Raw genomic sequence first — 12833 nt, 5'->3', positions numbered from 1 at the left:
AACCTCCATTTCTATGCGTTACTGCTTCCTGCCTGCTCCGCATCGAGCCGCTCCAGCACAGCCTTCACTTGCTCAACGCCAAGCCGAGGACTGGATAATACCGGTTTACCCGTCGCTTCGCGAAGCGCATTTTCCATGCGTGCCATCGATCCTTGCGCTAGCACGAGTACGTCTGCTTGCTCGCAAACCCGTTTGGCCGTTTCCAGCAATATTCGGTCATGCTCCTCTGGCTTTCCACCGACCAAGGCATCGAATGCACCCTCCGCCAGCCCTTTAACTAATGAAACTTGTTTGCCGAGCAAGCCCGCTTCCTTTTGAATCAAGCGCAATGTCGGATCAAGAGTGGAAGGCAGCGTAGCCAGAACAGCGATCCGACCATACTCTGCAGCAGCTTTCGCCGCCATCGATTGATCGATTTTGACGATGGGTACCCCGATCATCGGACCGGCGCTATCCGCGACTTCACCTACGGATGAGCAAGTGTTCAGAATCACGTCCGCGCCAAGCTCTTCTCCGTTATGATAATATTGCACAAGTCTCCTAGCGACGCCTGGCGGAATATGTCCCGCTTTCACAACATCTCCGATTAGGCTGTCGTCGATGATATTAACCAGACGAACGTCCGGCATCACTTCCTTGAATACCGCTTTAAGCGGATCGGCCAACCCTTGGCCGGTATAGACAGCCACTACCGTTCTCATTGCTCAACGCCTCCTCGATTTGTTCTACCAGACAAGCTCGTTGTCGATTTTGCGGAATCCGCCTTCGCGCATCGGCGCTTTGTCATAAACCTTGCGTCCGCTATAGAAAGGATGCTTCGTTCCCGAAGGGGAAATGTTCACGACATCGTCTCCACGCCATTCGGTTTCGAACGCTTGACCCATTGCCGTCTCAATCGTCTTGCGATGAGACAGCGGAAATTCAATCGTAATCGTCTCTCCTGCTGTAGCCGAACCAAGCAGCAAGAAACATTCATTGACCCATGAGCTCGGCTCGCTTCCTTTGCCTGATCTGATCTCTCCACCGTTCAACACGCGGGTATAAGCAACCTTCGCGAAGCCCGCCCATTCCGGAATGCGTACGAGCAGCCGTTTGATGTCTGCGTGAATATGCAGCACTAGCTTACCTTCGTGCGGAAGATAGCTGTCCACATCCAACCATTTGGACCCCCGGTTGAGCAGAAAATTGACGCTGACCGTGCCGTTCTTCTCGGTAACCGTATTGCTCCAACCCATATACAAGCCGCGAGTTCCCGAGCCTAAGCAACAGATTTGCAAGTCATTCGTATGACCGCGACCATGGTTTACATCACAGCAGAAATCGTTCGGTGCCGAATAGCCGGCGAAAGCTCCGCGTGTCCGCTGCGCGATGTTGTGATAAGTAATTTTACCGGGGACGTCTTTGGACCGATCGTCCGATTCCTTCACCCAATCCATGTCCAATAGCTGAGATTCCGTTAAATGATTGCGAATATATCTTTCCACGATGCCCCAATATTTCGTATATCCGCTCTTCGCGAGCGTAATCCCAGTGGCGATCAGATCGACCAATGAGCAGGTTTCGTGCTCGTAAGCCTGCTCCTTCATATCTCCAGGAGTCCAGCCGAATGCCGTGCATTGCGTGACCGCCCAAGCATAACTCTTCTCGACATAGCTAATTAAAGCGGCGTCCCCGGTAAATACACCGAATCTAGCAAGCGCGTCTAGCGTTCCGAGGCGGGTATGAAAGTGTCCGCTACGATAAGCTAACGAATCATTAAAGCTACCGTCCGCATTAAATACGCCGCTCCGTTGTACGATCAGGGCGGTAAAAAATTGACATAACTCGAATGCATCTTGATTGCCCGTCAGCTCATGGTACTTCAGTAACGGCATAACTAATCTACCGCAGAAAGCAGCCGGGTCCGGAGCAAGCCGAAGCAAGATTTGATTGGATGATGGCCAACCGCCTTCTTTGTACTCAGAGGATGGATAATACCAAATATCCTTCTCTTTGATCGCGACCCGCTTAAGCGCTGCGACATGCTTATCGGCCGCTTCCTTCACCTTCGGATCTTTGGTGTCCATATACCATGTCGTCAAAGACAGGATGACCGCACGCTGGTCAATGAAGTTCGCATTCGGCTCCCAGTCGTAGTTCGGATTTTTCTGGCGGTAGCTTAAGCCGTCTTCCTTGAAGAATGACAGTAAGTTAGAGCGGTATTTTTCTTCAATATCTGTACCGAAGGTTTCGCCGGACATATGACGGGCTAGGATCATCCCATCAACCATCCGCCCGTGGGAGGAACCATAATCCCAATCTCCATGTGTCAGGTTGGCCGGCTCGGTCATCAAATTCGCTGCGAAAAAGGGGATATCGTTATAATCGCGGTCCGCCATACCGGCAATCGCATTCATTGCGTGCCCAGCTCTTACTTCCAGCGTTAACGTATCCGGGATTTGTCTTTTCTCCATGTTGATCTCTCCTTAAGTTTTCTCTAAGTTTTGCGCATGGGTGCTACGAAATTGTCCGATCGTCATGCCCGTTTTCTTCTTGAAAATCTGGCTAAAATAACGGTAATCCTCGTATCCGACTTTACTGGCGATTTCATAGTTTTTGTGATTCGTGTATTTCAAATACTCGATAGACTTGGCTATTCGATAATCGGTTAAGTAATCGACGAAGTTGCGTCCCGTCGTCTTCTTGAACAGCCGGCTCAAGTAGTCCGGATTCAGAAACCTGCTTTCTGCGATGTTCTGCAAGGAAAGCGCCTGCGCATATTGAACTTCGATCAACTTTTGTATTTCTTTAACGATTTGTTCCCCTTGGTTAGCTCGGGGGTTGCTGTAGTACTTAATTACGGCAGGGATCAAGCAGCAATCGAATATTTCTCGAATCGAAACCGCATCATTGCGGACTTGTATGAGCTCTGTATAGCTGAGCGAACCCTTGCCGCTAACCTCCTCCAAGCTCGAATGAGCAGCCTGAAGCAGCCGTTCGATGGAATGGATGAGCATAGAGGAGCAGCGCTGCAAATGATCGACGGTCATTCCGTCATCGGAGATTGCCTCGTAGAAACGATTAAACTCCGCATTCGTCGCGTCTTCATTGCCGGTCTGCAGCGTAAGCAGCAATACGTCTTCTTTGAGCTGCGGATATTGGTGCTGGTAGCTTCTCTGTTCCGAATTCGATGTCCGATAAAGAACAGCGCCCGATTCACCCAACTTCTTGCCTGAAAGCAGTTGCTTAGCCTGCTTATAAGCCAGTTGAATCGTCGCTACACTCTCCACCTTCAAGTTAACGCCAACACTGTAGCTGACATTTCCGAGCTGCTTCAATTGATTTTGTAAAACGGAGATAAACGGAAGCATATCCTTAGGATTCAATACTCCTGGACCGCCTGCAACAGTCATGACGATTTCCCCGGTTCCTCCTAGTCCTGTCGTGATAACAAACTCCCAAGATCCGTTAAAATAAAAACCTTTGTCCGCCATAAGCTTCTTTTGCAGCCATGCCACGCGCTGCTGCGTCTCATATCGATCGCAGTACCGATCCGGCAAGGCAACTAACAGCACGAATGGGTTGTCCAACCAACCTCTTGGAGGTTTAATGCCGGCGTCATGCCCCGATTGATTCGGCTGTTCAGAATAAAACAGCGCGTTCCAAAGCCAGTTCTCTCCTTGTCCATTCTGCTGTCCACGATGGATGGCATCACGTTCTTCCAGCTTAAAGCAAGCCTTCTCAAGCACCGAGGTCAACTCTTCCTTCTTGACCGGCTTAAGCAAATAATCGAAGGCTCCGAAACGGATCGCTTCCTTCGTATATTCGAAATCGGAGTATCCGCTGACAACGATCGTAAGCAAATCCGGCAAATCCCTCCTGAGCATGCCGAGTAATTGTTTGCCGTCCAAGCCAGGCATGCGCATGTCCAGAAACAGCAAATCAGGTTTTCTTTCGATCGCCATATCGTAAGCATCTTGTCCGTCTCCAGCCTCTCCGACCAACTCAAGTCCCATCTCGTCCCAAGGGATGGCTCCAATCAGGCCGCGTCGAATCCAGCGTTCATCGTCGACGATAATGACTTGCCTCATCGTATCCGCCCCCTTGATCTCGTCTTTTGATGGTACTTAACCTTTCATAGAACCGGCGGTCAGCCCATCGATGATGTAGCGTTGCAAAAATAAGTAAATGACAAGCACGGGAGTAATAACCACGATCATGAAGGCGAACACAACACCCCAGTTCGTACTATAGAGCGTAACGAAATTGAATACTTGCAGAACGATCGTCCACTTCGTACTGTCGGTAACCAGATAAAACGGCCCAAAGAAATCGTTCCATACCGATACGATGACGACGATGGACACCGTGACGAGCACCGTGCTGATAAGCGGCAGAATGATTCGGAAGAACAACCGGAAATAACCGCAGCCTTCCAGCAACGCCGCCTCATCCAACTCTCGCGGGATCGATTTCATGAACCCGACGAGCAAAAATACCGCGAAAGGAAGCAAAACGGCTGAATAATACATAATGATGCTGAAATAGGTTCCTTTGATATGCAAATCGTTCATCAATTTGATCGTTGGAATAATGGACACCGGAACGATCAATCCCATAATGAAGGCAAGATAGACGCCGTTGAGAAATTTGCCGCCGCGACGTTGTATAATAAACGCCGACATTGCCGCGAACAAGTTCACGCATACGACTGTTAAGCCGGAGATCAAGAAGCTGTTCTTAAATCCGCGTATGATATTGTCTTGCTTAAAGACGTCCTTGTAGTTGCCGAATTCCCATGTCGTTGGCAAGGAAAGGCCGAAAAGAGCCGATTCCCGGATTCCCTTGAAGGAGTTCACCAAGATCATAAAGAACGGAATCAGAATAAGGAGAGCAAGCGCGATGGCTACAATCTCTAGTGCGATTAATGAACTTCGTCTCGTCATCACATCTCGACCTCCCTTTTCTTCATCATCATCAATACCGGGACGCCTACAAGCGACACGAAGGCGAATAGCAGCATGTTTACCGCGGTTGCGTAGCCCATCTCGCCCGAGCTGAATGTCGTACGAATCAAGGTATAGAACACTTCGGTCGTATAGCCAGGCCCGCCCTCGGTCAGTACCATGACGATCTCGAATACTTTCATCGATCCGATCATCGCAAGCAGTACGTTTACCGTAAACGCCGGAGCCAGCAACGGAAACACGATGTGCCTAAAGCGACTCCAGTAATTCGCCCCGTCTATGGAAGAGCTCTCGATCAAATCTTTCGGAATAAACTGCAAGCCCGCTAAATAGACGACCATCGAAAATCCGGCGACGCGCCAAATGTCCGTAATGATGATCGTAAACAACGCGTATTTCGGATCGTTCAGCCAATCCTGCATCATGAAATCAAGTCCAATCAGATCGAGGAACTGATTGACGATTCCGTGTCCAGGATGATAAATGGCGCGAAAAATATACCCGATGACAAGAGGAGCGATGACATAGGGCATGAAGAAGATCATTCGCAACAGGTTACGGGATTTCAGCTTTTCATTCAGAATCAACGCCAGCGCAATCCCCGTTACGTTCTGAAGCACGGTTACCGCGGCAGCGAAAATAATCGTATTAATAAAGGCTTGCTTAAGGCGCGGTTCCTTGAATAATTCCACGTAATTGTCCAAACCGATAAACTTGATCGCGTCAGCGTTAATGTTCCAATCCGTAAAGCTATAATATACCCCGATAATCGTCGGAGTAATGAAGAACAGTAGGAATACGGCTATTGCCGGAAATGAAAAATAAAGCGGATACTTCAACCTCTTCATGTTAATCCCTCCTTCCAAGTAAAACGGTTTCGCCGTCATTGGGACGGCGGCACACGTTTGTATCGAGCTATCAGATAGATAAATAAGCAAGTATGAAACTTAGAGCTTCTGATAGTCTATAAAAGTGAGGGACCGCCGCGCCCAGAACAAACTCTGCAGCGAAGCCGTCCCTCCGTTGTGTCGTGTACTGTTAGTTAGCGAATCGTTATTCGAAACCTGTCAAGCGTTTGGAATTGCCGTCTTTAATATAGTTCTTAGCCATCTCGTTAATGGCCTTGTCTATATCCCCATCGATGTGGAAGTTTTGCAACGTTTTGCCCAAATCCAGGAACGAAGCGGTCAGACGATTTTGTACGTTTACGGTTGACTTGCCCGCATCGATGAAACCTTGAACCGTTTGTTGAACGGGATACATCTCGCTTGTCGCGCCTTTGAAGATCGGAATTCCGGGTTGGCTTGCATAGAAAGTATTAATACTCTCCTGCGAAATCATGAATTTAACCAGTTCTTTCGCTTGCTCCAGATGCTTCGCCTTAGAAGGAACCATTAACTGGTTCGGCGGCGTGATCATTGCAGTTCCGGCATCCGTAGCGGACGGGAACGGGAAGAATCCGACTTTGTCAGTCAAAAATTCTTTACCGAATTTCTTCTCCAACTGCGGCAGAACGCCGTCCAGCATGAAGATCATCCCGATTTTGCCATCGCCGAACTCATTTTGCATCTCATCGTACGTTCCCGAGAGCGCGTTTTTCTGGAACAGATCCAGATCCTTCAACTCTTTAGCTTTAACGAACAAATCTTTCAGCTCGGCAATGTCGGACAGCTTCATCTGGTTCACGTTCAGCTTCTGAACGCCTTCGGCGCCGATGGCTTGATCGACCTGAGATACCCAACCCGACAAATAAAAGATTTGCGTTGGCCATCCTTCTTTGACGGCTTCATAGAACGGCGTGACTCCAGCCGCTTTGATTTTTTTGGCAATTTCAATGAGATCGGCATAATTTTTCGGTGGCTCTACGCCGGCTTTCGTGAAGACGTCTTTATTGTAGAAAACGCCCATTTGACCGGTTTTGCCGAACGGTACGCCATACGCAAGACCTTCAGGCGTTTTCTGGAAGTCCGCGATGGATTCGATAACGTTGTCCCAAACGCCAGCTTCCTTGGACCACTCCGTCAACGTCTCTTCCGCTCTAAGTTTCACGTATTGCTTCGTACCCGGCTGCATAAGGAACACATCAGGGAAATCGCCGGTCGAGAACCGGGTTTTCAGCATATTGTCATAGTCTCCGCCGGGAAGGGCTTGAACCTCGACTTTATTGCCGGTTTGTTTTTGAAATTCAGCGAAGATCGTGTTGTATGGCGTAACATCGTCCGTATTCGGAATCAAGAAAGTCAGTGTAACGGGATCCTTCTTCGGCTCAACTGAAGGATTTGCTGCCGACGAACTCGCGGGAGCGCTTTCAGATGCGTTGGACGATGGTGACGCATTCTCCTTGTTATTGCCGCCGCATGCAGACAGTGCAAGAGTAACTAACATTACAGTTAATACGAGGTAAATCGCTTTCGTCTTTCTCACTTGATGACACCCTCTCAGTCGTAATCTCTTACAACTTGATTATATGAAAACGCTTCCGAAGTCCCCATTCACGATTATGACCTGTTATGTTTAATATTCTTACTTCTTTGGCGAATTTAAACATCGAAAGGCGGAAAGATTAGCGTAATTTCCGTGCCGACCCCTTTTTTACTGTCAATGAAGAAATTAAAACGGTCACCGAAACGAATCACGTACCGCGAATACACATTAGTGATGCCTATTCCGTTCTCCTGAGCGGAGAAGTTCATCTCTGCTTGCTGCATAGGCGGTTTCAGCTTTTCCCTGATTTCGTTTAATCTTCTCTCCGATATACCGACGCCATCATCCTTAATGGTAAGTTTGATTCGATCTTGTTCGCGCTGAGCGGAGATCGTAATGTTTCCTTTTCCGCGCTTGCGCTCGATTCCGTGAAATACGGCATTTTCCACAAGAGGTTGCAGTGTCATTTTCAACAATGGAGTCCCGTACAGGTCCTCTTCGATCATCTGATGATAGACGATCTTGTCCTCGAATCGGATGCTCTGAATCTGAATGTAAGCGTCGATCTGTACGAGTTCCTCCTGCAATGTGACGATTTCGTCCCGGTTTTTCGTATTGTACCTAAACATGTCCGCGAGCGACTGCGCCATCACGCTAATCTCGGGCACTTTATAATAATCCGACATTGAGCGAATGCTATCGAGAGTGTTATAGAGGAAATGCGGGTTGATCTGGGAATAAAGCATCGCGAGTTCCACTTCTTGCAGCTTGATCTGGTTCAAATACTTCGTCTCGATCAGCGTCTGAAGCTCATCCTGCATCGCGTTGAAGTTTTTCCCGATTAGACCGATTTCATCATTACGATCGACCTCGACCCGAACAGAGAAATCCCCCCGTTTAATGCGATTGACGGATTTGAATAAGTTCAGGATCGGTTTCGTTATTCGTTGGCCGAACATCATGGAGATAAGGAATGTAATGACAAATGCGATCAACGCGGTAAAAATAACCGTCGTCTTGATGTTGTCGAGCGCTCCGAATATTTCGACCCTCGGCGTAATGATAACGGCTTTCCAATTCGAGTATCCGGACCGCGTATAAGAGACCAGCATTTCTTGACCACCGATGTGCGTCCAGAATTTCCCTTCCTTCCCGATAACCCTCCCGAGCATATCGGATTCGGAGAGGGAGCTTGGATGGTCGCCGGATTCATAAATCAGTCGATTATCCTCGTCCAAAAAAACGATTTGGCTGTTTTCGGATAGATTGTCGTTCAGTCCGATACTGTGGAATAGACTCGCTCTGTATTCCGTTCGCATAATAATAAAACGGTCAGGGTTCGAGAAGTCCCGGATCATAATGGAAGAGGAATAAGAGGCCACTTCCGAAGTGTCCTTCTCATCCGTCACGATTAATCCACTAAAGAATACTTCCCCGTCCTTGGCGACTGTTGCTCGGAACCATTCCGAATTGCGCACCTGCGACGGCGTCCAAGGTTTCCGTGCATCCGAAGAGCTTAACAGTTCCCCGTTGCTGTAATAGATTTGGAACCGGATGAAATCGCGGATCGGAGTTACATTAAAGCTTTTTAAGTAGAGGTCCCCAATGTTTTGCCGGAACTGAAACTTCTCTTGATCGCTCATATCTTCATAACGGTTAATTCCGTCTATATATTCCGAATCGGTATAAGGTGCCAGCATTAAATTTCGTTTGCTGTGAAAATCGTTGTCCATATTGTTCTCGATCTGCCTAATAACCTGCATACTGGCCGATTCGATTTTCTCTGCCATCGTCTTGTAAGAGATATAGAACGATACGGTTCCGACTAGCGTAATACTAAGCAAAATGACGACAAAGTAGCTAAGTAATAGTAAGGTGCGGATGCGCATGACGGTGCCCCCTTTATGCTAGCGTTTACACTATCAAAAAACGCTCACTCCTGCAACCGAGGTGGATTCGAAGGAAAAGCAAAGAGGCAGACCCTAGGGTTATCTGCCTTTCCGATTGTTAAGCTGCATTATTGATGATAACGTGCAGGTTGAAAAGTTTATTCCGGCAACTTGAGTCGATATTCCTGCGGCGTGACGGAGTAGTATTTTTTGAACACCTTGATAAAATAATTAGGGTTCTGGTAACCTAGCCGCAACGCGATTTCGTAATTTTTGAGCGTGCTGCCCGTCAGAAGCTCCACGGCTCGTTCCATTTTCAACCTCAATACATAATCGCTTAAATTCTCACCCGCAACGAGCTTGTAGATTCGCGATACATGTACCGGATGCATGTACATGTGGTCGGCGATAGCCAGAAGGGAGACGTCTTCTCCAAGATGCTTCCGTACGAACTCTTGGATTTTTCGCACGACCGTCTCCCTCGTGCTTCTCGTTTCGCGTTCCATATCTCGCTGCATGAAGTCGAGCGCTTGGGAAGCCCAGCCGCGCAAAGCATCCACCGAGCGGCAGGCAGATAGCTCGCGAAGGTCGGCGAGGCCGATCCCCAGCATTTCCTCCATTCTTCGCCCGTTCTTGTGGGCGAAGGAACTGAACGCGGAATAGATGAAGAAGAAGACTTCGACGAGATGCTCGGTTGATTCGGCTCCCTTGGCGCCAAGCTCTCCGAAAATTAACCCGAGCTTCTCTCCAATCGCCTTCCAATCGCCCGATTCCAGCAAGTGAACGAGCATCGGGGGCTCATATAGCGTCTGCAGTGAAGGGATACTCATGGGTTCCCGCTCGGCGGGGGCGGCGATGAACAGGTCGTCCTGATCGCCAAGCATTCGGCGCAACGAAGCCAGCAAGCTCTGGTACAGCCCGTTCATGTCATGGGGAAAGAACCCCCAGCCGCTAACGATGACGGATACGGAACCCTTCAGATATTGCTTGACGCTGCTCTGGAGCCGGGAAGCCGCAAGCTGGAATAACTCCGCGTCTTCCGGCGACGGTGAACGCGGCGCGGGAGAAGCGTCGTCTCCTGCAGGTCGCTCGTCGTTCAGAGTGACCATGAACAGCAGGTAGCCGTGAACGTCTCTGCAGGCCCATAGCCGGAATTTGTCTTCGAACAGCTCTTCCGCAATGTTGCCAATCGCATATTCCATCAGCGACAGACTGAGAAAATCCATCTCTGCGAAGCCTTGTTCAAGCCGCATCAGCATTAATGCGAAGCAATCGTTCTGGCGAACGTCCACGCTAACCATTTCCAGTTCCTCGTTCAGCCGTGAATCGGAATACCGTTTGCCCTGAAGGAGGCCGTTCAGCAGTTCTCCGCGGATTTTCGGCAGATTTTCCCGGAAAGCTTTGATCGCCCGTTGATAAGAACGGTCTTCCTGGCGTTCCTCCTGCAACAGCTTCACAATCGCTTCGACTTTGTCCATGATCTCGCCGTCGCCGATTGGCTTCAGCAAATAGTCGTAGGAGTTGTGCCGAATCGCTTGCTGGGCATAGGAGAATTCGGCGTAGCCGGAGAGAACGATACACTTCGTCTTCCGCCAGCTTTTGCGGATGCGCTCAAGCAGTTCGATCCCGCTCATCCCCGGCATCTGAATATCAGAGATTACGATATCAATGCTGTTCAGCCGCATCATTCCGAGCGCTTCAGCCCCCGAATAGGCTTTGAAGACGCCGGTGATCCCGATATCCGCCCAAGGGAGGGTGTCCGCCAAACTATCAACGACGCTGGCTTCATCATCCACGATAAGCAAATGGAACATGGCACCGCCTCCTCTCTCAATCGCTTGCCCGCCGATCATCTTCCCAGACCAGCTCGACGCGCATGCCGCCGAGCTCGGAGCGGGATAGCCGCAAGCCGGAGCCTCCTTTGTACAGATGGATCAGCCGTTGATTGACATTCCACATCCCGCAGCCCATATCGTCCTCCATCGGCAACAACAGCTTACTCTGCAATTCGGATAGCGCCTCCGGATCCATGCCTGCTCCATTATCCTCCACGATAATTTTGCATATGCGGCCTTCCTGCTCCCCGGTAATCTGAATGATTCCGAAGCCCGTCTGCTTCTCGACTCCGTGTACAATTGCATTTTCCACAATCGGCTGCAATAAGAGACGGGGGATGGATAGACCGTTCATCCGTTCGGGAATGTCGATCTCGCAATGAAAGCGTTGAATGCGCAAGTTCTGAATGGTCAAGTAGCTGACGACAAGCCGAATCTCTTCCTCGACGGTCGCCATCTCGTTGTTTACCCTGGTCGTATACCGGTAATATTCCCCAAGATTAAGCGACATAGCTACGACGGCTTCCTTGTCGTTGAGATTGGCCATATTTTTAATGTAGAAGAGGCAGTTGTACAGGAAGTGCGGATTAATCTGCGATTGCAGTTGCTTCAAGGTCGCTTCCCGTGAACGCAGATTTTCGACGTGCACCTTCTCGATCAATTCCTGGATTTGCTCAGCCATCTTGTTGAAGCTCTCGAACAGAAAGTCGAATTCATTGTTCGGCTGCTTGCGCAGACGGGTGGAGTACTGCCCCATGCGAATTTTCTTCACGCTGAGGATGAGCATATGAATCGGCCTCTGGACATTGCGGTACAACAGCGTCGTGGCTAGGATGCTGACGCAGAGAAGAAGCGCGATTGAAGTATAGAACAGATTTCGGCTGGTCGTAATGGGCATAAGAATTTGTTGCAGCGGCACGTAGTCGACCAAATACCATCCTAGTGCATCGGAGAGAATATAATTGACCGTGTATTTGCGCCCGCCAGCCGTCATGTCTAGATGACCGGAAGCTCCGAGCTCGCTCGTGCCGAGCTGCTGGACAAGGGAGGCTACGAGATCAGGGTCCGACGTTTCGTTGGCAATGGCTTGCTTTCCCGGCGAATAGAAGATCGGTTCGCTGTCTCCGCCTTGGTTGAAATGCTTGAGCATATTTCGGATATTAGCATCGATAAAACGAACCTCAATCCACAGTTCGGGATTGCTGGAGATTCGTATCAACGAGAAATAAGCTTCATTAGCGCCGTTGACGACATTGGTGTAGTAATTCCATTGTCCCGGAACGGCCTGTTCCAAATAGCGCTCGTCGAATTGAACGAAGTAATCGGTCGTAATAACTTCCTTCTGCTTCGGCAAATGCAGGATGATCTGACTGTTCCATACGCTGGTCAGCACCTGGAGGTTGAGCATATCGACGATTCGCTGTTGCTTCTGCAGCTTGGCTAGCGGAGGTAGCGTATCGTAATCGGACAAATACTCTTTGACCTCAGGGTCCCGACTGACGATAACGGAAAACTTCGTCAATTGATCGACCGCGGATTGAATCTGACTGTTGAAGAAGGAGAGGCGGTGAGCCTTCTCGCTTTCAATGTTTTCTCCGACGACTTTTACGCTGACCTGATGGGAATATGCGTACAAAATAATAATCGGCACAAGCAACACGATGACGAGCGTAATCACCTTGCCGAAGGTATTCATCCTTCCGATGATTTGCATCTCGATCTCCTCCGTGTCGCTGGTG

The 12833-nt window shown here is 49.4% G+C and carries 9 protein-coding genes; all 9 read right to left on the bottom strand.

Translation table 11 applies throughout. The features are described from left to right. Window positions 1-11: 11 nt before the first annotated feature. A complete protein-coding gene (locus HH215_RS01510) occupies window positions 12-701 on the bottom strand; it encodes an aspartate/glutamate racemase family protein (RefSeq protein WP_169278294.1) in 690 nt (229 codons plus the stop codon). A gap of 24 nt (window positions 702-725) precedes the next feature. After that, on the bottom strand, window positions 726-2453 hold the full coding sequence (locus tag HH215_RS01505) for a glycoside hydrolase family 88 protein (RefSeq protein WP_169278293.1): 1728 nt from the start codon (window positions 2451-2453) through the stop codon (window positions 726-728). 12 nt (window positions 2454-2465) lie between these two features. Continuing rightward, window positions 2466-4070 carry a response regulator gene (locus HH215_RS01500; RefSeq protein WP_169278292.1) on the bottom strand — a complete coding sequence of 535 codons (1605 nt, stop codon included), beginning with the start codon at window positions 4068-4070 and terminating at the stop codon, window positions 2466-2468. Window positions 4071-4106: 36 nt separating this feature from the next. After that, complete coding sequence (locus tag HH215_RS01495) at window positions 4107-4925, bottom strand: carbohydrate ABC transporter permease (protein WP_169278291.1); 819 nt, start codon at window positions 4923-4925, stop codon at window positions 4107-4109. Then, complete coding sequence (locus HH215_RS01490) at window positions 4925-5794, bottom strand: carbohydrate ABC transporter permease (protein ID WP_169278290.1); 870 nt, start codon at window positions 5792-5794, stop codon at window positions 4925-4927. The genes HH215_RS01495 and HH215_RS01490 overlap by 1 nt, the downstream gene beginning before the upstream one ends. A gap of 205 nt (window positions 5795-5999) precedes the next feature. Then, window positions 6000-7370, bottom strand: coding sequence for an ABC transporter substrate-binding protein (locus HH215_RS01485; protein WP_169278289.1), 1371 nt, complete (start codon window positions 7368-7370; stop codon window positions 6000-6002). 116 nt (window positions 7371-7486) lie between these two features. Beyond that, window positions 7487-9259 carry a sensor histidine kinase gene (locus tag HH215_RS01480; protein ID WP_169278288.1) on the bottom strand — a complete coding sequence of 591 codons (1773 nt, stop codon included), beginning with the start codon at window positions 9257-9259 and terminating at the stop codon, window positions 7487-7489. 158 nt (window positions 9260-9417) lie between these two features. Then, on the bottom strand, window positions 9418-11073 hold the full coding sequence (locus tag HH215_RS01475) for a response regulator (RefSeq protein ID WP_169278287.1): 1656 nt from the start codon (window positions 11071-11073) through the stop codon (window positions 9418-9420). Between the two features lie 16 nt (window positions 11074-11089). After that, window positions 11090-12808, bottom strand: a complete 1719-nt coding sequence (locus HH215_RS01470; protein ID WP_169278286.1) for a sensor histidine kinase — start codon at window positions 12806-12808, stop codon at window positions 11090-11092. Between the last annotated feature and the right edge of the window lie 25 nt (window positions 12809-12833).

Origin of the sequence: Cohnella herbarum (assembly GCF_012849095.1) — a bacterium.
Taxonomy (GTDB): Bacteria; Bacillota; Bacilli; order Paenibacillales; family Paenibacillaceae; genus Cohnella; species Cohnella herbarum.
The sequence above is the reverse complement of the archived record's forward strand: the minus strand, read 5'-3'. Positions and strand labels throughout refer to the sequence as shown.